Annotated in this window: 17 protein-coding genes; 13 read left to right on the top strand and 4 right to left on the bottom strand. The window is 65.6% G+C overall.

Annotated elements, in window-relative coordinates; all coding sequences use genetic code 11:
* Positions 1–44: 44 nt before the first annotated feature.
* The gene (gene dapA / locus ACOZ9V_RS12035) at positions 45–968 is read left to right on the top strand and encodes a 4-hydroxy-tetrahydrodipicolinate synthase (protein ID WP_139468766.1); all 924 of its coding nucleotides are present in this window, start codon (positions 45–47) and stop codon (positions 966–968) included.
* A gap of 34 nt (positions 969–1,002) precedes the next feature.
* A complete protein-coding gene (locus tag ACOZ9V_RS12030; protein WP_181272060.1) occupies positions 1,003–2,649 on the top strand; it encodes a ribonuclease J in 1,647 nt (548 codons plus the stop codon).
* 350 nt (positions 2,650–2,999) lie between these two features.
* Here ACOZ9V_RS12030 and ACOZ9V_RS12025 read toward each other — a convergent pair whose 3' ends face one another.
* Entirely contained in the window at positions 3,000–4,892 is a 1,893-nt protein-coding gene (locus ACOZ9V_RS12025; RefSeq protein WP_434590350.1) for an L-lactate permease, read from the bottom strand.
* 336 nt (positions 4,893–5,228) lie between these two features.
* Between ACOZ9V_RS12025 and aceB the strand changes: the two genes are divergently transcribed.
* Positions 5,229–6,833, top strand: coding sequence for a malate synthase A (aceB, locus tag ACOZ9V_RS12020; protein WP_172174384.1), 1,605 nt, complete (start codon positions 5,229–5,231; stop codon positions 6,831–6,833).
* A gap of 160 nt (positions 6,834–6,993) precedes the next feature.
* Positions 6,994–8,148: an FAD-binding oxidoreductase gene (locus ACOZ9V_RS12015; RefSeq protein WP_434590347.1), complete on the top strand. Its 1,155-nt coding sequence runs from the start codon at positions 6,994–6,996 to the stop codon at positions 8,146–8,148.
* A 52-nt stretch (positions 8,149–8,200) separates the two neighbouring features.
* On the opposite strand, the gene ACOZ9V_RS12010 is transcribed toward ACOZ9V_RS12015, so the two are convergent.
* Both ACOZ9V_RS12010 and ACOZ9V_RS12005 read right to left on the bottom strand, forming a co-directional pair.
* Positions 8,201–8,662: a universal stress protein gene (locus ACOZ9V_RS12010; protein ID WP_434590344.1), complete on the bottom strand. Its 462-nt coding sequence runs from the start codon at positions 8,660–8,662 to the stop codon at positions 8,201–8,203.
* Positions 8,663–8,675: 13 nt separating this feature from the next.
* Complete coding sequence (locus tag ACOZ9V_RS12005; RefSeq protein ID WP_434590341.1) at positions 8,676–10,169, bottom strand: CitMHS family transporter; 1,494 nt, start codon at positions 10,167–10,169, stop codon at positions 8,676–8,678.
* Between the two features lie 143 nt (positions 10,170–10,312).
* On the opposite strand from ACOZ9V_RS12005, the gene ACOZ9V_RS12000 reads away from it, so the two are divergent.
* Together ACOZ9V_RS12000 and ACOZ9V_RS11995 are read left to right on the top strand one after the other, a co-directional pair.
* Positions 10,313–12,163 carry an ATP-binding protein gene (locus ACOZ9V_RS12000; RefSeq protein WP_434590338.1) on the top strand — a complete coding sequence of 617 codons (1,851 nt, stop codon included), beginning with the start codon at positions 10,313–10,315 and terminating at the stop codon, positions 12,161–12,163.
* Entirely contained in the window at positions 12,160–12,819 is a 660-nt protein-coding gene (locus ACOZ9V_RS11995; protein ID WP_253904028.1) for a response regulator, read from the top strand. Before ACOZ9V_RS12000 ends, ACOZ9V_RS11995 begins: the two co-directional genes overlap by 4 nt.
* Before the next feature lie 158 nt (positions 12,820–12,977).
* On the opposite strand, the gene ACOZ9V_RS11990 is transcribed toward ACOZ9V_RS11995, so the two are convergent.
* Complete coding sequence (locus ACOZ9V_RS11990) at positions 12,978–14,339, bottom strand: MFS transporter (protein WP_434590334.1); 1,362 nt, start codon at positions 14,337–14,339, stop codon at positions 12,978–12,980.
* A gap of 150 nt (positions 14,340–14,489) precedes the next feature.
* Here ACOZ9V_RS11990 and ACOZ9V_RS11985 point away from each other — a divergent pair, with 150 nt between their 5' ends.
* From ACOZ9V_RS11985 to ACOZ9V_RS11955, 7 genes are all read left to right on the top strand, one after another.
* Positions 14,490–15,029, top strand: a complete 540-nt coding sequence (locus ACOZ9V_RS11985) for an ArsR/SmtB family transcription factor (protein ID WP_434590331.1) — start codon at positions 14,490–14,492, stop codon at positions 15,027–15,029.
* Complete coding sequence (locus tag ACOZ9V_RS11980; protein ID WP_434590328.1) at positions 15,019–15,822, top strand: class I SAM-dependent methyltransferase; 804 nt, start codon at positions 15,019–15,021, stop codon at positions 15,820–15,822. The genes ACOZ9V_RS11985 and ACOZ9V_RS11980 overlap by 11 nt, the downstream gene beginning before the upstream one ends.
* A 354-nt stretch (positions 15,823–16,176) precedes the next feature.
* A complete protein-coding gene (locus tag ACOZ9V_RS11975; RefSeq protein WP_434590325.1) occupies positions 16,177–18,960 on the top strand; it encodes a DNA translocase FtsK 4TM domain-containing protein in 2,784 nt (927 codons plus the stop codon).
* Positions 18,961–19,085: 125 nt separating this feature from the next.
* Positions 19,086–19,754 carry a CDP-diacylglycerol--glycerol-3-phosphate 3-phosphatidyltransferase gene (pgsA, locus tag ACOZ9V_RS11970; protein WP_434590322.1) on the top strand — a complete coding sequence of 223 codons (669 nt, stop codon included), beginning with the start codon at positions 19,086–19,088 and terminating at the stop codon, positions 19,752–19,754.
* Positions 19,747–20,289 carry a CinA family protein gene (locus ACOZ9V_RS11965; RefSeq protein WP_434590319.1) on the top strand — a complete coding sequence of 181 codons (543 nt, stop codon included), beginning with the start codon at positions 19,747–19,749 and terminating at the stop codon, positions 20,287–20,289. The genes pgsA and ACOZ9V_RS11965 overlap by 8 nt, the downstream gene beginning before the upstream one ends.
* A 177-nt stretch (positions 20,290–20,466) precedes the next feature.
* Entirely contained in the window at positions 20,467–20,796 is a 330-nt protein-coding gene (locus ACOZ9V_RS11960) for a helix-turn-helix domain-containing protein (protein ID WP_098731348.1), read from the top strand.
* Complete coding sequence (locus tag ACOZ9V_RS11955) at positions 20,796–21,023, top strand: DUF3046 domain-containing protein (protein ID WP_139470110.1); 228 nt, start codon at positions 20,796–20,798, stop codon at positions 21,021–21,023. Before ACOZ9V_RS11960 ends, ACOZ9V_RS11955 begins: the two co-directional genes overlap by 1 nt.
* Positions 21,024–21,087: the final 64 nt, after the last annotated feature.

Below are 21,087 nucleotides of genomic sequence, written 5' to 3'. Positions count from 1 at the left end.
GGACCACTGCACTCATGAGAGGACCTGGGCGCTATCCTGGTTCTATGGCGATTCTCGGTGACCAGGCAGCAGCGACTGCCATTGACGCGTTCGGTTCCGTCGGCACTGCAATGGTGACTCCATTCAAGCGCGACGGCAGCATCGACTATGCGTCCGTGGAGAAGGTGGCGAACCACCTCGTCGAGCTCGGCAACGACATGCTCGTCGTCTCCGGCACCACCGGCGAATCTCCGACGACGACCGACGACGAGAAGGTCGAACTCATCCGCGTCGTCCGCGGTGTCATCGGCAAGCGGGCGAAGATCGTCGCCGGCACCGGCAACAACGTCACCGCGCACACCATCGACCTCTCCCGCCGCTCGGCCGATGCCGGAGCCGACGGGATCCTGCTCGTCACCCCGTACTATTCGAAGCCGACCCAACCGGCGATCGAAGCCCATATGCGCGCGGCCGCCGACTCCACCGACCTGCCGGTCATGCTCTATGACATTCCCGGCCGGGCCGGTGCCCCGATCATCACGGACACCCTGCTGCGACTCTCGGACCACCCGAACATCCTCGCGGTCAAGGACGCCAAGGGCGACCTCTTCGCCTCCTCGTTCGTCATGAACAACTCCTCGCTCGTGTACTACTCCGGCGAGGACGCCCTCAACCTGCCGCTGCTGTCCCTTGGCGCGCTCGGACTCGTGTCCGTGGCCGGACACGTCTGCTCGGACCGGTTCGCCGCCATGGTCTCCGCAGTGGCGAACAACGACCTCAACACCGCACGCACCCTTTCCCGCGACACCGCGGACGTGGTGGATGCACTCATGAACCACATGCCGGGAGTGATCTCGGCGAAGGCCGCTCTGCAGGCCCAAGGAATACTCGACAACCGCGACGTGCGTATGCCGCTGCTCCCAGCTGATGAGGAGCAGATGGCGTTCGTCGCCGCCCAATTGACCAGGAGTGGTTACCTCAGTGAATAATGCATTGACCCAAGAACTGTCCCTCCCGCCGAAGATGGACAAAGAAGCCGTCCGCATCGTCGCGCTCGGCGGACTCGGCGAAGTCGGTCGCAATATGACCGTCTTCGAATACCACGGCAAACTCCTCATCGTCGACTGCGGTGTGCTCTTCCCAGAAGAGGACCAGCCCGGCGTCGACCTCATCCTCCCCGACTTCTCCTACCTGGATGACCGCCTCGATGACATCATCGGCCTCGTGCTCACCCACGGCCACGAGGACCACATCGGCGCCGTTCCCTACCTGCTGCGTCGCAAGGGCGACATCCCGATCCTCGGTTCGCAGCTGACGATCGCGCTCATCGAAGCCAAGCTCAAAGAGCACCGCATCAAGCCCATCACCCGTGTGGTGAAGGAAGACGACGTCGACCAGCTCGGTCCCTTCGACCTCGAGTTCGTCGCCGTCAACCACTCGATCCCCGACGCACTGGCCGTGTTCATCCGCACCGGCGCCGGAAACATCCTGCACACCGGTGACTTCAAGATGGACCAGCTGCCGCTCGACGGCCGCATCACCGACCTCCGCGCCTTCGCCCGCCTCGGCGAAGAGGGCGTCGACCTGTTCATGACGGACTCGACGAACGCTGAGGTCCCCGGCTTCACCGCGCTGGAGAAGGACATCGGGCCCGTGCTCGAGAACCTCTTCGGCACCGCCGAACGGCGCATCATCGTCGCCTCGTTCTCCTCCCACGTCCACCGTGTGCAGCAGGTGCTCAACGCCGCCACCGCCCATGGTCGCAAGGTAGCCCTAGTCGGCCGCTCCATGGTGCGCAACATGAAGATCGCCGAAGACCTCGGCTACCTCAACGTGCCTGCCGGAACGCTCATCGACATCAAGAAGGTCGACGACTACCCCGAGGACCAGATCGTCCTCATGTGCACCGGCTCCCAGGGGGAGCCGATGGCCGCCCTGTCCCGGATGGCCAACCGCAGCCACCGCGTCGACGTCGGCGACGGCGACACCGTCATCCTCGCCTCCTCGCTCATCCCCGGCAACGAGAACTCCGTGTTCAAGGTCATCAACGGCCTGATGAAGCTCGGCGCTCGTGTCATCTCGAAGGCCGACGCGAAGATCCACGTGTCCGGTCACGCCTCCGGCGGCGAGCTGCTCTACTGCTACAACATCGTCAAGCCCCGCGGCGTCATGCCCGTCCACGGCGAATGGCGCCACCTGCTGGCCAACGCCCGCCATGCCGAGGCGACCGGAGTCGATCCGAACAACATCGTCCTGGCCGACGACGGCTGGGTCGTCGACCTCAAGGACGGTCACGCCGAGGTCGTCGGCGCCGTCGACTGCAACTACGTCTTCGTCGACGGTTCGTCGGTCGGTGAGATCACCGAGGCGGACCTCAAGGATCGCTTGGTCCTGTCCGGTGAGGGCTTCGTGACGATCTTCATGGCCGTGAACTCGCAGACGAAGTCGCTCATCGCCGGACCCGAGATCCACGCCCGCGGTGTGGCCGAGTCCGATGACGTCTTCGACTCGATCGTCCCGAAGGTCCAGAAGGCCGTCGAGGATGCCCTGCGTGACGGTACCACCGATCAGTACCAGCTCCAGCAGGTGGTGCGCCGCACCATCGGCCGCTGGGTGTCGTCGAAGCTGCGCCGCAAGCCGATGATCGTCCCCATGGTCGTCATCGTCTGAGACTCCGCTTTCGAGCGGCTCCGTCGTCGGTCTCTTGCCCGACGAAACTGCGAACGCCCGCAGATGCCGCCTCGTGAGGCTCTGCGGGCGTTGTCGCGTTCTGGGCGAATCGCCTTTTGATCGGCGCATCGCGTTTGAACCCGATGCGTGGATCAAAAGACGATGACTCCCGACTCAAAAGGCGATGACACCTGGTGCGGGGGACGATTCGCGCGTGCGGAAGCGTCAAGCGCGAGCGGTGGACTCCGGTTCGTCATCGTCGATGTCAGAGCTGCCGCCGCGAGCCGAGTGCCCGTCGGCGCCTTCGGCAATCCCGTCGGTCATGGCCGCGTCTGTGGCTGCCACACCGGTCAGGCGCGGGCGGTGGACTCCGGTTCGTCGTCGGGGTCGGAGGTGCGAAGGTCGCTGACGCCTGCTTCAAGGCCCGGCAGAGGTTCGCCTGGCGAGCGGCGGATCATCACCACGACGGCGGCGAGGCCGATGACAATCGCAGTGAGGACGACGGTGCCCGCGTTGAAGCCCAGCCCGTTGAGTCCGATGAACGCCAGGGCACCCGCGGCCAGCGAATACACGAGCATCGGGATCGAGGTGCGACGGATGAGCTCACCCTCCCGACCGATGAGTCCCACCGTCGCCGAGGCGGCCACGACGTTGTGCACGGCCACCATATTTCCAGCGGCGCCGCCGACCGCCTGAGCCGCGACCACGGTCTCAGGGCTGGCGGCACCGATCGCGGTGCCGGTGGAGAACTGGAACTGCGAGAACATGACGTTCGAGACGGTGTTCGATCCGGCCACGAAGGCACCCAGGGCACCGACGAACGGGGCGAACAGCGGCCAGGCGTCGCCCACGGAACTGGCGGCCGCCTCGGCGAGGGTGACCGGCATCGACTCCAAGCCGGCGCCGTTGTAGTCGGCGCCGGAGTTGATGAACACGCGAACCAGCGGCAGGGAACACAGCAGGGCAACGGCCGCGCCGGCGATCTGCGAACCGGCGATCTGCCACGACCCTGCGATCTGCTTCTTCGTCATCCGGTGGATGAAGTACGTCAGCCCGCAGGCGAGGACGAAGATCGCGCCGGGCGACCACAGCAGATCCATGTTCTGGCTGATCGGGGTGCCGAAGATGTTGTCGATCTTGATCACGGCCGGACCGTTGAGGAACTCCTTGATCGCGGGCACATTGCGGGTGATGAGCAGCAGGGCGACGACGATGAGATAGGGCGACCACGCCCGGGGCAGCGACATCTTCTTGGTCAGCTGCGCCTTCTCCTTGTTCGGGTCGACGGTGCCCATCCAGAAGGCCGGCCACTTCTCGCGCGGTGCGAAGTCCCAGGTCTTCTTCGGCATGAGGAAGCCCATCCGCGAGGTCGTCACGACGATGGCGAGACCGATGAGCCCGCCGAGCAGCGACGGGAACTCCGGCCCGAGCACATTGGCCACGATGAGGTAGGGCACGATCATTGCCAGGGCCGCATAGATCGCGAACGGGGCGATGGCCAGGCCGTCGGCGAAGCGTCGGTTGGCACCGAAGAATCCCGTCATCAGGCACGAGAGCAGCAGCGGGATGAGGATGCCGCAGCAGGCGTGGATGAGTGCGACCTGAGTCGCGGTGTGGGCGACGAATTCGGCCTGGCCGAGGCTGAGCTGACCGGCACGTTCAGCGACGTCGGCCGACATCGATCCGTCCTCCTGCGCCAGCCCGGAGCCGATGCCCAACACCATCGGGGTGCCGACGGCGCCGAAGCTCACCGGTGTCGACTGGATGATGAGACCGGCGAGCACCGCGGCGATCGCGGGGAAGCCGAGGGCCAGCATGAGCGGGGCGACCACGGCGGCCGGAGTGCCGAATCCGGCGGCGCCCTCGATGAACGAACCGAAGAGCCAGGCGACGATGATGACCTGCACCCGCCGGTCCGGGGAGATCGCGATGAAGCCGGCGCGGATCGTCTCGATCGCTCCGGACCGGGTGATCGTGGCCAACAGCAGAAGTGCACCGAAGACGATCCACAGCAGGCCGATCGCGACGAGGAGGCCCTGGACGACCGAAGCGCCGATCGTCACCCACTCGATCTTCCAGGCGAAGTTCGCCACGAGCGCCGCGGCTATCAGTCCGACAGGCATGGCGTATTTCGCGGGCCAGCGGAATCCGATGAGAAGGATTCCGGCCAAGAGGATGGGGGAGAGGGCCAGGAGTGCTGCAACAGCGAGGTTGTCCACCATAAGTCCGATCCGCGGCGTCATTGCCGCATCGTTCCACGGACCTGACCTGGAGCGACGATCTTCCTCAGCCGACCGAGAACCAGCGGTGGTCGGTGACGATGGGCCGCCTCGGCGAGTCCATGAGAGATGTTCCCCTTATCCTCCCCAGCCGCCTGATCAGAGTCAATGAACACACCGTCTCGAATGCAGGATATGGTTTGACGAGACGTGCATCACCTCATATTCTTTCGTTGTGTGAACAAACATTTTCACAATGTGAAAGTTTCGCAGTCAAAACCCCGTTGACCAGCGAACATATCGCATCACCAGATGTGGATAAGGACGCAGCACCGATGTGCTGACTAAGGAGAACCATCGATGACCGCTCATATCGAAAACCTGGACATCCCCGCCGGGATGGAGATCACCGGTGAGCTGCCGGACGGGGCTGAGAAGGTCCTCACGCCCAAGGCGCTTGAGCTCATCGTCGATCTGCACCGGAAGTTCAACGGCGACCGTCTCGAGCGCCTCGAGGCTCGCAAGGAACGCCAGGCCGAAATCGCCGCGGGCAAGGACCTCGACTTCCTCCCCGAGACCGCGGAGATCCGCAACGATCCCTCCTGGCAGGTCGCACCCCCGGCACCCGGTCTCGAAGACCGCCGCGTCGAGGTCACCGGCCCCACCTACAAGAAGATGACGATCAACGCGCTCAACTCCGGCGCGAAGGTGTGGCTGGCCGACCAGGAAGACGCGAACACCCCGCAGTGGGACTCGGTCATCCAGGGCCAGATCAACCTGCTCGACTCGCTCAACCGCGAAATCGACTTCACCTCGCCCGAGGGCAAGGAATACAAGCTCGCCCCCGACGAGGAGCTGCCGACCATCGTCGTGCGCCCCCGCGGCTGGCACATGCCGGAGAAGCACATCCTCATCGACGGTGAGGAGACCTCCGGTTCGCTCGTCGACTTCGCGCTGTACTTCTCGACCGCCGGTCAGATCCAGATCGAGAAGGGCCGCGGCCCCTACTTCTACCTCGCGAAGATGGAATCCCACCTCGAGGCCCGCCTGTGGAACCAGGTCTTCGAACACGCCGAGGATGCCTTCGGCCTGGCCCGCGGCACCATCCGCGCCACCGTGCTCATCGAGACCTACACCGCGGCTTTCGAGATGGAGGAGATCCTCTACGAGCTGCGCGAGCACTCCGCCGGACTCAATGCCGGTCGCTGGGACTACATCTTCTCCGTGATCAAGAACTTCCGCTCCCGCGGCTCCGACTTCCTGCTGCCGGACCGTTCGGACGTGACGATGACGGTGCCGTTCATGCGCGCCTACACCGAACTGCTCGTGCGCACCTGCCACAAGCGCGGTGCGCATGCCATCGGCGGAATGTCCGCGTTCGTCCCCTCGAAGGACGAAGCCGCGAACAAGGCCGCCTTCGACAAGGTGCGCGAGGACAAGTCGCGTGAGGCCTCCAACGGTTTCGACGGCTCCTGGGTCGCACACCCCGGAATGGTCGCCCTCTGCAAGGAGGTCTTCACCGAGACCCTCGGCGAGAAGCCGAACCAGATAGACAACAAGCGCGAAGACGTCAACGTCACCGCTGCCGATCTGCTCGACGTGAAGTCGACCCCGGGTGCGATGACCGAGGCGGGCCTGCGCACCAACGTGTCCGTCGGCATCCAGTACCTGCGCGCCTGGCTCGAAGGCAACGGCGCGGTCGCCATCAACGGACTCATGGAGGACGCCGCGACCGCCGAGATCTCACGGTCCCAGGTGTGGCAGTGGCTGGACGCCGGAATCACCCTGGACTCCGGTGAGAAGGTGACGAAGGAGCTCGTCGAGCGCATCGTCGCCGAGGAGGTCGCCAAGCTGCCCGGTGACGACGCAGGCTGGAAGGACGCCACCGACACCTTCGTCTCGGTCGCCCTCGATCCCGAGTACGTCGACTTCCTCACCCTGCCGGCCTACGCCCGCATGCCGTGATCGGCACTCGCTGACGAAGCCGACCGCCCCCGAAATCTGTGCCTTGAGCACCGATTTCGGGGGCGTTCTTCGCTAAGCTCGACATGCACACCCACGTGAGGGTTCCAACTCGACCCGCAGGTGGGAGGTGCCGACGACGGATGGACCTACGGAGGTGGGGATGAGCCTGACCACAGACGAACTGCCCCGACTGGCCAGCCCCTCAAACATCGCCGAACTCTCCGAGCTCATGGCCCGCGCCCATGCCGAGCACCGCACCGTGACCGTGTTCGGCGGCGGTACCGCCTTCGACGATCATCCGCCGGTCTCCACTCCGGTGCTCCTCATCGACCTGACATCCATCGCCGAGGCGGCCGATCCTCGAGGCGGCACCATCCGTGCCGGAGCCGGCTCCCGGATCAGCGCCCTGACCAGGTTCGCCGCACAGTCAGATCTGGAGCTCCTCGGCGACCTTCCCGCCGACCGCATCGAAGCCGGCGCCACCCTCGGTGGCATGATCGCCACCGCGGCCACCGGGCCCCGCAGTCTGCGCCGTCCCCGCCTGGCCGAGACCGTGGAATCCGTGACCGTCGTCGGTGCCGATGGGACCATCGCCCGCACCTCTCACGGGCTCCACCGGGACCTGGGCGGCCGCGATCTGCCCGGACTCGTCACCGGATCCTGGGGAACCCGAGCGATCATCGCCGAGGCCGAGATCCGTCTGACAGAGCGCCCCGCAGCGCAGAGATTCGTCTGGATTCCCGGCACCGAGGCGGCTGCCGATCTCCTCATCGCCCGCAGAGTCCCGGACGCGGTCGTCATCGAACGCCCACCCGGTTCACTGGCGGCGACAGTGGTCCTCATCGAAGGGGAGACCGACGAAGTCGAGGCCGAAGTGGGCCACCTCGTCGATCGGAACCCCGGTGCAACCCCGTGCGGGGAACCGGAATGGTGGGGGCGCAGGGCGCGACTGGCCGCGACTATCGGAGTATCCGTGGCGCCGAGTTTCATTCCGACGCTCATCGACGCCGTCGCCCGACTGGAGACGACGATCGGCTATCCGCTGCAGCTGCGCGGCAGTGCCACGGGCACGTTCGAACTGGGCATCGGCGCACCGGAATCCGAACCGGGGGTGGCCACCCGAGTGGCCCTCGAGCATCTGCGCAGCTTCGGCCTGCATGTCATCGCCGCCCGGCTGATCCACGCACCCGCACCGGTCTGGAACGAGGTGGACGCTTGGGGTCCGCAGCCGGGGCGGTCGGGTCTGCGCGAGATCAAGAAACTGGTCGACCCTCGAGGAATCCTGGCTCCGGGCCGCGGGATCGCCGGAATCTAGCGTCGCGCCACCGAGGCCGGGCGACCAAACTCGTGCGGCCGGCTCCGAACTTCTACTTGACCAACAGCACCGGGCACTCGGCCTCGAGGATGACCTGCTGCGCACTCGAGCCGAGCAGCAGCTTGACCACGGGCGAGCGTCGCTTCGTGCTCATGACGATGAGTGCGGCATCGTGATCCTCGGCGAGACCGAGGATCTGCTCGGCCGGGTCGGGCCCGGAGCGGTGGACGGCATAATCGAGCCCCGCCTCGGCGAGGGCGGCCCCCAACCGGGTGCATTCGGACAGGGACGACGTCGACGGGGCCGTCGTCGTATCCGTGCCGAACACGACCGCCTGCACCGCAGCGTTCTCACGGCGGGCCGCGGCGATCGCCTGCTCGAGCACCTCATCCGAGGCATCCGGGCGCAGCGCCAGGACCACAGTATTTGAAGCCGAATCGATGCTCGGTGAGGCAGTGACCTGCAGCGACGGGGCAGGGAAGCGGCGCTGCGGAGTCGAATAGAGGTCAGTCATCGCAGTCCTCCGCTCAGCCGATTCCGATTACGCCGACGGCGACACCCACGGCGAGCATGACGAGGGCGACGATGAGCGCGCGCCACAGCACCTTCTTGTGGTGATCGCCGAGCTCGACGCCGGACAGGGACACGAGCAGCAGGATCGCGGGCACCAGCGGCGACTGCATGTGCACGGGCTGGCCGGTGATCGAGGCGCGGGCCATATCTGCAGCGGAGATGCCGAAGTGGGAGGCGGTCTCGGCCAGCACGGGCAGGATGCCGAAGTAGAAGGCATCGTTGCTCATGAAGAACGTCATCGGGATCGACAGCAGGCCGGTGATGACAGCCATGTAGGGGCCCATCGAGTTCGGGATGACCTCGACGAGCCATTCGGCCATCGCGTCGACCATTCCGGTGCCGGACATGATGCCAGTGAGCACGCCCGCGGCCATGACCATGGCCACGACGGAGATGATCGCGGTCGCATGGGAGGCGAGCTCCTCCTGCTGGTCCTTCATCTTCGGGAAGTTGACCATGAGCGCGATGACGGTGCCGATCATGAACAGGTACGGCAGCGGCAGGATGTCGATGATGAGCAGGACCATCACGGCCACGGTCAGAGCCAGGTTGAACCAGAACAGCTTCGGACGCAGCGTTGCGCGGTTGGGATCGAGCGCGGTGTTCGACAGGCCCGTGCCGGAACCGGCGGAATCGCCTGTGTCGTTCGCGGAGGCGGGTCCCGCCTCGGGGGTGGTGTCATCTTTCGCCGAGGCGGCCGAGCCGGATCCGTGTCCGTGACCACCCGCGGTGGTGCCCGCGGACGAACCCGCGGTCGTGCTGGCTCCGGCCACAGCGCCGACGAGGTCCATGCGACGATTCGAACCGCGGTCCTCGACCCAGGCGACGCCGTTCTTGGCCAGGCGGCGACGTTCGGAGATGCCGAGCACGTAGGCGAAGACGAGGCACACGAGCAGGCCGGCCACCAGGGAGGGGACCATGGGGACGAAGATCTCGTTGGCGTCGATCTGCAGCGCCGAGGAGGCTCGGGCAGTCGGGCCGCCCCACGGGACGATGTTGAGCGTGCCGTTGATGAGACCGGCGACGCAGGTGAGCACCACAGGTGACATCTCGAGGCGCTGATAGATAGGCAGCATGGCCGCGGTGACGACGATGAACGTCGTCGATCCGTCACCGTCGAGGGACACGGCGCCGGTGAGCAGCGCGGTGCCGAGGACGACCTTGACGGGGTCGTTGCCGGCGACCTTGAGGATGAACTCGACGAGCTTGTCGAAGAGACCGACGTCGATCATGATGCCGAAGTAGATGATGGCGAAGAGCAGCAGCGCTGCCGTCGACGACATCGAGGCGATCGCGTCCATGACCATGTCCCCGATGCCCAGACCGGCTCCGGCGAAGAGGCCGAAGATCGTGGGCACGAGGATGAGCGCGAGGATCGGCGAGAGTCGTTTGGTCATGATCAGCGTCATGAAGACGAGGATCATGGCAAAACCGAGAATGACAAGCACGAGCTTCTCCTTCGAAGGCGAATGTGAGGCTCGAAACACCGTAGGGCCCAGATCACGGGCCGCGCGCGCTTGTGTGCACTGATGGCGTTTAGATCGTTGCGCGCCTTTTGCGCATTGCGCTCAAACGCGGCTACGCTGAGCGCGTGCCCCGGCCCCATCGTTCGTTCTCCCGTCGTGTGCTGATCTCTCAGCTCGCGCTCGTCATCGTGATCCTCGCCCTGGTCACCGGAGTGTTCGCGTGGATGGGTGCGCGCACCGTCACCGAGGTGACCGAAACGAAGGCGCTGGCCACTGCCCGCACGCTGGCGATCGATCCGGACGTCCGCGCCGCCGCCACCCAGGCTTCGGCCGAGCATGCCGAGAAACCCGATGAGCAGCTCGTGACCTCGATGTTGGCGATCACCGATGATCTGCGCGACCGCTCGGGCATCAGCTTCGCCGTCATCACCGACGATCGCGGCATCCGACTCACCCACCCTGATCGGTCGAAGATCGGGCACAGGGTCTCGACGTCGCCGGAGGAGGCGCTGGCCGGACGCGAGAACGTCTCCCACGAATCAGGAACCCTGGGCGAGACGGTGCGCGCGAAGGTGCCGATCTATTCGAATGAGGACGGCAAGACCGTCGTCGGTGAGGTCTCGGTCGGCATCTTCGCCTCTGTGCTCGACGCCGATGTCCGCCGCGAACTCATCCTGCTCGGCACTGTCGCGGTGCTCGCCCTCGCGCTCGGCGGGGTCGTATCGGTCATGCTCGGGCGCCGGCTGCGGCGGGAGACGCTCGGCGTCGGACCCGAAGAGCTTGCCGAGATGGCCCGCGACCAAGGGGCCGTGCTCCACGGCCTCGACGACGGAGTGCTCGGATTCGATACGAACGGGAAGCTGACCCTGAGCAATTCGAACGCGAAGGAGCTGCTTGGGGCCTCCTCGGCGAAGCACGTTGACCGCGCGGGCGAAACGGCCGGCGCGAACGGGGGAGCCGCCTCGGCGGGGGATTCCGGCCGCGAACTGGTCGACGCCTCCGACAACGAACTCGTCAATGTGCCCGATGAGATCACCGCGCTCATGGCCGACGCCCCGGCGGACGGAGCCCTGCGGCGGCGGATCACGATCGGCGACCGGATCCTGCTGGCCACGGCCGTGCGGGTCCAACGCGACGGGGTCTCGGTCGGCGGGGTCGTGACCCTCCGCGACGAGACCCAGATGCTGACGATGGCTCGCCAGCTCGAGTCCGTCACCGCGATGGCTCGGGCCCTGCGCACTCAGCGGCACGAGTTCGCCAACCGGCTGCACACCGTGCTCGGACTCGTCGACACGGGCGCCACCGATGAGGCCCACACCTACCTGTCCTCACTGCTGGGCACCGGGCCGATCACGACTCCCGTCGAGGACATCGACCTCGTGTCCGACCCGTACCTGCGCGCAGTCCTGGAAGCGAAGGGAACGACCGCCGCCGAGGCGGGAGTGGCCCTGGCCGTCACCTCTGACTCCCTGGCCGTCGGTGCGGTCCGCGACCCGGAGGCAGTCACGCTCATCCTCGGCAACCTCATCGACAATGCCGTCCGTGCAGCCGTCGCAGGCCGGCGGTACGCCGAGGACGGAGGCCGAGTCGAAGTGCAGGTGCTCAGCTCCGGGACGGAGCTCCACGCGGTCGTCACGGACACCGGCGACGGGATCGACGACGAGGTGGCGGGGAAGATCTTCGACGAGGGATTCTCGACCTCGACGGCCGCCTCGGCGCCGGATTTCGGGATCGGACTGACGTCGGGAACCGGCACCGGGGACGGCCACGGACTCGGCATCGGACTTGCGCTCAGCCGCCGGGTCGCGGAGAAAGGCGGGGGAGCGGTGTGGCTCATCGACGGCCACGACCCGGACCTCGGCGGGGCGAGCTTCGGCATGCGCCTGCCCGACGCCCTCGATGACCCTGCCAACGCGGGCGAAGACGGCGACGTGATTGCCGACGACAACGACTACCCAACTGATGAGGAGAGATGATGGTCAACGTTCTCGTGCTCGATGACGATTTCTTCGTCGGGCAGATCCATGCCCGGTACGTCGACGAGGTGCCCGGCTTCACGGCGCTCGAACCCGTCCGCGACCTGAAGACGGCCCGCGAGGTCATCGCCGAGAACGAGGTCGATCTGCTTCTCGTCGACTACGTTCTGCCCGAGGGCACCGGGGTCGAACTCATCCGCGAGACCGATATCGAGGCGATCGTGCTCTCGGCGGTCACGGATCCGCAGGTGGTCCGCTCGTCGTTGCGCGCGGGGGCGATGACGTACATCGTCAAGCCCTTCGCCGCCGAGGTGCTGCAGAACTTCCTGCGCCGCTATGCGCGGTTCCTCCGCTATTGGGAGCGGGAGAAGGTCGGGCAGACCGACCTCGAGCGGCAGCTGCGCAACCTCCACGATGCCGCGGCCGTCGGCGGGACCGGAGCGAGCCCGGCGGGATCGTCGACGACGACCCGGATCCTGGCCGCGCTCGAGGAGGCGAGCGGTCCAATGACGGCCCTCGAGGTCGCCGAGGCGGTTGGTGCCTCCCGTGCGACCGCGCAGCGGCATCTGGCGAAACTTGCCGAAGCCCGCACGATCACGGTGTCCCTGCAGTACGGCAACACCGGCCGCCCCGAACACCTCTACGCCACCCGCTGAGGTGTTTCGGGCTCGTCCCGGTCACTCTCGATCAACGGCTTTGGTGCTGCCTGGCCCCAGTGATTCTGCCGCGAACGGCGAGTTAAGTGCGCAGATTGCCAAAAGGGCGAGGAAATTGTGCAATCTGAGCACACTTATCTCGCTGTTGGCAGGAGAGCTCAACCGCGGCCTTCGGCCTCCGCCGAGGGTGAGATCGGGTCGGTCGCCTCGGCGAGCAGATCGAGTTCGCGGGGGAGTTCGCGCATCCGCAGCAGGCGGGAGGCGAGTACCGGCAGTGAGCCGAGCAGCGCGCAGGCTGCCAGGATCCACATCGTCCTCGTCACTCCGAGCCGGTCGCCGAGGATGCCCGCGAGGAATGCGCCCAACGGCATCGGTCCCCATACGAGGAAGCGGATGGACGCGTTCATCCGGCCCAGCAGCGGCTTCGGGCACAGGCGCTGCCGGAAGCTCACCTGCGCAATGTTGTAGACGACGACCGCCCAGGTCACAAGGAACCAGCTGATCAGCAGGGTCGGCAGCGCCGGCAGGACGGAAGCGAGCGGAACACCGAGGAAGCAGAGACTGCCGATCAGCGCGGACACGGCGATGCTCGTTCCTTCGCCGAGGATCTTCTGCACCCACGCCGCCGTGAGTGCGCCGAGGATGCCACCGGCTGAGGCGACGGACATGATGATTCCGAGTTCGACCTGGTGAAGACCGAGCGTGGTGAGTGCGTACAGCACGAGGAGGGCGAAGATGCCCGACGACGCGAAGTTCGTCAGACCTGTGCAGGCAGTGATCCGGCGCAGCAGCGGGTGACCGAGGACGAAGCCGAGTCCCTCCCGAATCTCGGCGACGAATCCGGCCCGGCCCTCGGCCGGTCGTGGGGTTTCGCGGTGTCTGATGAGTCCAACGAGGATGCTGGAGAGTCCCATGCAGATGCTGGTCAGTCCGATGGTCAGTGGGGCACCGATCGCGGTGACCAGGCCCGAGGCCAGAGTGGGGCCAGCAACTCCGGCGGTCTGCTGGCTGGCTTGGAGCTTGCCGTTGCCGTCGGAGATCGCTTCCCCGTCGACGAGTTCGGGCAGGTAGGACTGATTGGCGATGTCGAAGAAGACGCTGACGATTCCGACCCCGGCCGCGACGAGATAGAGCTGGACCATGCTCAGGGCATCGAACGCCCAGGTCAGCGGGATGGTCAGGAGGATGGCGGCACGGATGATGTCGCCGGAGACGATGACGAGTCTCTTCGGCAGACGGTCGACCCAGGCCCCGGCGGGCAGGCTGATGAGCAGGAAAGCCGCGGATTCCAGCGTTGCGAGTACTCCCATTTCGAAGGCGTCGGCGTGGAGGAGCTGCACGGCGATGAGGGGGAGAGCGAAGAGGACGAGCTCGGATCCGAACACAGAGACCGTGTCGCCTGCCCACAACTTCATGAAATCGCGGTGTCTCCACAGCGAGACGTGCTTCGGCCGCTGCGATGAGGCGGGACCGTGTTGCGGCTGTGGTTCGCTCGACGGTGGTTGGTCGGCTGCTGCCATGGCTCTTCCTCGAGACGACGGGCGGAGGATCAGCGATTGAAGGTCAGTGATTGAGGGTTGTCAATCAGTAATGGTCCACGAGTGATTGGGGAAAGTCAATCGCTTTGGGGGATTGATTGACTTCTCCCGATCACTCGCTAGCGTTGAGGCATGAACGATGACACACCTGCCGCGGCCGCCCTCGCCCGAGCGGTGGGGCGCAGGGACGCCACCGATGCCGAAGCCAAGGCGCTGGCATCGAGTATTCGGATTCGGATCCTGCGGCTGTGTCTGGGCGAGGCCTTGAGCAATCGGGAGATCGCCGAGGCGACCGGCCTCAATCCCGCGACCTCGCTCCACCATGTGCGGATGCTTGCCGACACCGGATTCCTCGAACCTCAGGAGGCGCGGCGCGGCAAACGCGGGTCCAGGGAGATCCCGTACCTTGCCACGGGCAAGAGCTGGTTCCTCAACACCGGCGATATGACGACCGAGATGCTCGAGGCCTTCACGGCCGAGTTCACCGCCGCACCGTATGAGGAGCGGACGATGGGTCGGATGGCGGCGATGCTCACCGAGGATGAGGTCGAGGAGTTCCGGGCTCGTATCGATGAGCTGTTCGAAGAGTTCCGCAGCCGGCGCAACAAGGACGGTGCCACCCAGTGGGGTCTGTTCATCGCCATGCATCCGAGCGATCCACATGACCGCTGACGGCTGCCGGGATCCAGCTGATAACGCCGGGGACCGTTATGTCGACGCGCGATGCGCTGCCGTCTATGACATCTTCGAAGGACCCGAACGGGACGACCTCGACGTCTACGCTGCGATGGTCGAGGAGTTCGGGGCCGCCTCGGTGGTGGATGTGGGATGCGGAACGGGCACGTTTGCCACGATGCTCTCCAGCCGGGGAGTGGAGGTCGTGGGCGTCGATCCCTCGGCGTTGGCGTTGGACGTGGCGCAGTCGAAACCCCATGCCGGCAAGGTGACGTGGGTCCACGGGATCGCAGCGGACCTGCCGCCGCTGCAGGCGGACATGGCTTTCATGACAGCTAATGTGGCCCAGGCGATTCTCGGAGATGAAGCCTGGGCGGAGACGTTGATGGCGATCCGCCGGAGACTTTCGCCGGACGGACTCCTCGTCTTCGAATCACGCGACCCCGAGAGGCAGGCGTGGCGGGAATGGACGAAGGAGAACACCTATTCTGCGGCCGAGGTTGACGGTGAGGGATCAGTCGAGTCGTGGGTGGAGTTCGACGCCGCACACGGCGCGTTCGTCGACTTCTTCGGAATGTTGGTCTTCGAACGGGACGGCCGCCGCGTCGAACAGCAGAGCCGTCTGCGGTTTCGTGATCGCGCTGAACTGACGAAATCACTGGAAGACTCCGGTTTCATGGTCGAAGAGATCCGTGATGCACCGGACAGACCGGGCCGCGAGTTCGTCTTCATCGCTCGAAAGACCCAATTGAACTATCAGCAGGATGTCGACCTGTATCAGCCGCACTGATTCTGCCGCGAATAGCAAGTTAAGTGTGCTCAGAATGCCAAAATGTCTAAGATAACGGGCAATCTGAGCACACTTATCTCGCTCACGGCCGCGAAATCGCATGTTCCGGGCTAGCGCACCCGCAGTGACACGCGGGGCCGAACATCGCCCCTGGTGGCACGCCGAAACCTGCGGATTTGCTGGGCAGGAGCGCAATATCGTCCTAAGATGAGAGACATGGCGACCAGAACGACTTCCCCCGCTTCTGGTTCCGGGAAACGCACAGCGCGCAAAAACGCTGGTCGGTCCGGTCAAGCGGGGACCGAAGAACCCGGGACAAACGTTGTCACCGGTGCATGGAGGGGAGTGGCCCACATGGCCGGAAACCGTGCGCGAAAGACTCTCAGCGACGAACCGACCGATCAATCACCGACGAAGCGGGACGGCACAGCCTTCTTCCTCATCGGACTCTCGATCATCATCGCCGCATTCGAATGGTGGAACATCCCCGGCGCGATCAGCGACGGCGTCCGCGGAATCGTCGAAGGCACCTTCGGCCGGGTGGCACTCGCCCTGCCGGTGGTCTTCACCTGCTACGCGATCCGCCTGTTCCTTCGCGGCGACGACAACCGCGGCAACAACCGCATCCTCATCGGGATGATCTTCGGTCTGCTCGCAGCCTCGGGCCTGGCCCATATCGCCGCCGGCAACCCGACCTTCACGAACTCCCGCGAGGCCATGGCCAACGGGGGAGGCGCGCTCGGATTCGTCGTGTCCTCACCGCTGGTCGTTGCGACCACCGTGTACGTGGCGGTGCCGCTGCTCGTCCTCCTCGGGCTGTTCTCCCTGCTCGTGGTCACCGCGACACCGGTGCGCGCGATTCCCCGTCGCCTCACCGACCTCTATTACCGCCTCACCGGCGGTGCCCGACCCGAAACCGACGCCGAAGCGGCCGAGACCAAACAGTCCGACCTCGTTGCCGAGAACGGTCGCACCTCCGATCTCAAGCCCGTGATGGGCGCCAAGCGCCGAAGCCGGAAGAAGAAGACCGAGATCCCCGATCTCGACGCCGAATCCGCCGACGACGACACCGCGACGAAGGCCTACGACAAGGCCTATATCCACGAGGATGACGTCAGCGACGAAGACGCCGACACCACCCGCATCGAAACCAGTCCGGAGCCGAAGCTCAAGCCCGGCCAGCGCCGGCCCACCAAGGCCGAACGCGAGATGGCCGAGCTGAAGAAGACCATCGGGATGGACGACGACGCCGCGAACCAGGCGAAGAAGTCCGAGCCCGCTGCCGCCTCGGCGCCGGTGCCGACCACGAACGCACCAGCGCCCCCGCCTACGGAACAGCTGCCCGAACGCGTCGAACAGCTCACCCTGGCCGGCGACGTCACCTACACCCTGCCCGCCTCCGACAACCTCCAGCCCGGCCCTCCCGCGAAGGAACGCTCCGAGGCCAACGACCGTGTCGTGGAAGCCCTGCGCGATGTGCTCGAGCAGTTCAAGATCGACGCCGAGGTCACCGGCTTCTCCCGCGGACCGACGGTCACCCGCTACGAGGTGGAGCTCGGCGCCGGTACGAAGGTCGAGAAGGTCACGGCGCTGTCGAAGAACATCGCCTACGCCGTGGCCAGCGCCGACGTGCGCATCCTCTCGCCGATCCCCGGCAAGAAGGCCATCGGCATCGAGATCCCGAACACCGACCGTGAGAACGTGGCGCTCGGTGATGTGCTGCGCTCGAAGGCCGCCCGTAAGACCGACCACCCCATGGTCATGGGCGTGGGCAAGGACGTCGAAGGCGGATTCGTCGTCGCCGACCTCTCGAAGATGCCCCACCTCCTCGTCGCCGGTGCCACCGGTGCCGGTAAGTCGAGCTTCGTGAACTCCATGATCACCTCGATCATGATGCGCGCGACCCCCGACGAGGTCCGCATGATCCTGGTCGACCCCAAGCGCGTCGAGCTGACGATCTACGAAGGCATCCCGCACCTCATCACCCCGATCATCACGAACCCGAAGAAGGCCGCCGAGGCGCTCGAATGGGTCGTGCGTGAAATGGATGCCCGCTACGACGACCTCGCGAACTACGGGTTCAAGCACGTCAAGGAGTTCAACAAGGCAGTCCGTGAGGGGCGCATCCAGCCGCCTGCCGGATCCGAACGCGTCCTCCAGCCCTACCCGTACCTGCTGGTCGTCGTCGACGAGCTCGCCGACCTCATGATGGTCGCCCCGCGCGACGTCGAAGCCTCGATCCAGCGCATCACGCAGCTGGCCCGTGCCGCCGGCATCCACCTGGTGCTCGCCACCCAGCGACCCAGCGTCGACGTCGTCACCGGTCTCATCAAGGCCAACGTGCCCTCCCGCCTGGCATTCGCGACCTCGTCGCTGGCCGACTCGCGAGTCGTGCTCGACCAGCCCGGTGCTGAGAAGCTCATCGGTCAGGGTGACGCCCTGTTCCTGCCGATGGGCGCGGCCAAGCCGATGCGAGTCCAGGGCGCCTGGGTCAACGAGTCCGAGATCGAGAAGGTCGTCGAACACGTCAAGAGCCAGCTCACCCCGAACTACCGCGAAGACGTGGCCGTCGAAGCGCCGAAGAAGCAGATCGACGAGGACATCGGAGACGACCTCGACCTGCTGCTCCAGGCGATCGAGCAGGTCGTCACCACGCAGTTCGGCTCGACCTCGATGCTGCAGCGCAAGCTGCGCGTCGGCTTCGCCAAAGCAGGTCGCCTCATGGATCTCATGGAATCCCGCGGAATCGTCGGACCCTCCGAGGGGTCGAAGGCCCGCGACGTGCTCGTGCGCCCCGACGATCTGCCGGGAACCCTGGCCATCATCAAGGGCGAGACCCCGCCCGAGGATTCCGGCGGCGCCCCTGTCAACGTCCCGGCCGAGGGTGGCCAGGGTCAGTCCGGACAGACCGGTTCCGGGCACGCCTCGGCAGCCGGGGACTATGACGAGGAGTTCGACGACGACTACGGCGAGACCTCTCACAGCTCGGCGTCGGCGTACAGCTCGGCATCGTCCGACCGCTACGCGAACGGCGTCGGTCATGCCGGCGACCTCACCGTCGGCGACGTCGATCCGGAGACCGGGCTCGAGGTCGTCGAAGCCAGCGGAGAGGACGCCTGGCAGCTCACCGGCCGCTGATCTCATCCGAACCCCACCCCTCGCCGAGGCGGCGCACCGTACCGACGGTGCGCCGCCTCGGCGATTATGGTCGTCATTCCCATGGTTGGAATGATCTGCTCAGCTCACTCCGATAGGCTGGGTGCGTGAACGATCGAGTCGAGGCTGGAGCCTCTCAGCAGCCCTCTGCAGAACCGAGTCCGTGGAATGTCCCGAACGCACTCACGGTGTTGCGTATCCTCATGGTGCCCCTGTTCCTCGTGCTTCTGCTGGCAGACGGAGGCAACGATGTGACTTTGCGCTGGTGGGCGCTCATCGTGTTCCTGCTGGCCATGTTCACCGACTTCGTCGACGGCTACCTGGCCAGGCGGAACAACCTCATCACGAACTTCGGCAAGATCGCCGACCCCATCGCCGACAAGTCGCTCATGGCGGCGGCACTCATCGGTCTGGCGATCATCGTCGAACTGCCGTGGTGGGTGCCCGTGATCATCCTCGTCCGCGAATTCGGCATCACCGTGCTGCGGTTCTTCATGATCCGCATCGCCGTCATGCCTGCTTCACGCGGAGGCAAGATCAAGACCGTGCTGCAGACCGCTGCGATCGGACTTTTCCTGCTGGTCTTCCCGCTCTCGGGCGTGGTGCCCTCTGTCGTCTACGTCATCCTCCTCGTCTTCGCGTGGATCATAATGACCGCGGCCATCGTCGTCACCATCGTCACCGGCGTCGACTACTGCGTGCAGGCGGCGAAGCTGTACAGGGACGCGAAGAGCGGTGGGAGCACGCAGACCGGCGGGGACGCGCAGCGTGGCTGAGTCCGAGCTGATGGAGATCGCGCGTCGCATCATCTCCACCTGTACTCGATTGGGGATCTCGCTGGCGTCGGCAGAGTCGCTGACCGGGGGACGCTTCGTCGCCTCGCTCGTCGATGTGCCGGGGGCCTCGGCTGTGGTGCGCGGCGGACTGGTCACCTACGCCACCGACCTCAAGGCGAGCCTGGCCGGAGTCGATGCTGACCACCTCGAGGAGACCGGACCGATCGACCCGGTCGTCGCCGCGCAGATGGCCGTTGGCACGGCCGTGCAGTGCGTCGCCGATATCGGAATCTCCTGCACCGGAGTCGCCGGTCCCGATCCGCAGGACGACAAGCCCGTCGGACTCGTCTACACGGCGATTGCCTTCGGCGGGAAGGCGAAGGTCTTCGAACACGATTTCACCGGCGACCGTGATGCCATCCGCAGCCAGACGGTGCAGGCGATGGCCGTCAACCTCGACGAATTCGTCGGCGAACTCGCCTTCGGGCCCGAGGCCGGACAGGCGTCGAATGCTGGCGGAGATGCCACGGAATAAGTTCGTCTGCTGTGCGGTTGACCGGGTGATGACCATCGGACGAAAATTCTCCAAAGTCTTCGAATGGACTGGCAATACCATCCGCTCGGGGCACCAGGTTGGTGCTGTGTCACGGCCAGGTTGTAAAGTTATTGGAACTACATTGACGGGACGCGCTGACAAAGGGAGGGCCGCGTTATGTTACTGAGAGTCGAAATCGGCGACGCACTTCGTTCCGCCCGCCGTCGTCAAGGACGCACCCTTCGCGATGTCTCGACCGGGGCCAGCGTTTCGCTCGGCTACCTCAGCGAAATCGAGCGCGGACAGAAGGAAGCCTCCTCGGAGCTGCTGTCGGCGATCTGCGAAGCACTCGACCTGCCGCTGTCGGCACTGCTGTCGTCTGTGTCCGATCGCTTCGCTCTCGAAGAAGGCGTGCAGATCCCCGACACCATTCCGCAGGAGCTCTCGGACAAGGTCCTCGGTCACCCCGAGGGATACTCTGCTCCGCGGCTGGCCGCCAAGCCCTGATGAGGCACACGCTCTACTGGATCCTCATGAACGAGGAGTTCGGTGAGGCGCGCGCCGCCTCCCTGCACACCGACCTCACTCTGAGCTCCTTGGGTTCGCGGACCGCAGCCCAGGCATTCGAAGCTGGGGTTGAACCCCGCGACATCTGGACTGCCGTCTGTGATTCCATGGGCGTTCCCGAATCTCGGCGTCTCGGCAAGGAAAAGCCGCGCTCGACGCCGTTCTGACCGAGACTCGACGCCGTTCTGCTGGATCGGAGCTGCCTCGCACCGTATGTGGCTCTGCCTGCTC

The sequence above is a fragment of the Brevibacterium sp. 1718 genome (genome assembly GCF_051131255.1).
GTDB classification, from domain to species: Bacteria; Actinomycetota; Actinomycetes; order Actinomycetales; family Brevibacteriaceae; genus Brevibacterium; species Brevibacterium sediminis.
The sequence above is the reverse complement of the archived record's forward strand: the minus strand, read 5'-3'. Positions and strand labels throughout refer to the sequence as shown.

Bases quoted from the DNA above. Each gene is read 5' to 3' on its own strand.
- dapA (WP_139468766.1), top strand. From the start codon at position 45: ATGGCGATTCTCGGTGACCAGGCAGCAGCGACTGCCATTGACGCGTTC.
- ACOZ9V_RS12030 (WP_181272060.1), top strand. From the start codon at position 1,003: ATGGACAAAGAAGCCGTCCGCATCGTCGCGCTCGGCGGACTCGGCGAA.
- ACOZ9V_RS12025 (WP_434590350.1), bottom strand. From the start codon at position 4,892: ATGACGCCGCGGATCGGACTTATGGTGGACAACCTCGCTGTTGCAGCA.
- aceB (WP_172174384.1), top strand. From the start codon at position 5,229: ATGACCGCTCATATCGAAAACCTGGACATCCCCGCCGGGATGGAGATC.
- ACOZ9V_RS12015 (WP_434590347.1), top strand. From the start codon at position 6,994: ATGAGCCTGACCACAGACGAACTGCCCCGACTGGCCAGCCCCTCAAAC.
- ACOZ9V_RS12010 (WP_434590344.1), bottom strand. From the start codon at position 8,662: ATGACTGACCTCTATTCGACTCCGCAGCGCCGCTTCCCTGCCCCGTCG.
- ACOZ9V_RS11995 (WP_253904028.1), top strand. From the start codon at position 12,160: ATGATGGTCAACGTTCTCGTGCTCGATGACGATTTCTTCGTCGGGCAG.
- ACOZ9V_RS11990 (WP_434590334.1), bottom strand. From the start codon at position 14,339: ATGGCAGCAGCCGACCAACCACCGTCGAGCGAACCACAGCCGCAACAC.
- ACOZ9V_RS11985 (WP_434590331.1), top strand. From the start codon at position 14,490: ATGAACGATGACACACCTGCCGCGGCCGCCCTCGCCCGAGCGGTGGGG.
- ACOZ9V_RS11980 (WP_434590328.1), top strand. From the start codon at position 15,019: ATGACCGCTGACGGCTGCCGGGATCCAGCTGATAACGCCGGGGACCGT.
- ACOZ9V_RS11975 (WP_434590325.1), top strand. From the start codon at position 16,177: ATGGCCGGAAACCGTGCGCGAAAGACTCTCAGCGACGAACCGACCGAT.
- ACOZ9V_RS11960 (WP_098731348.1), top strand. From the start codon at position 20,467: ATGTTACTGAGAGTCGAAATCGGCGACGCACTTCGTTCCGCCCGCCGT.
- ACOZ9V_RS11955 (WP_139470110.1), top strand. From the start codon at position 20,796: ATGAGGCACACGCTCTACTGGATCCTCATGAACGAGGAGTTCGGTGAG.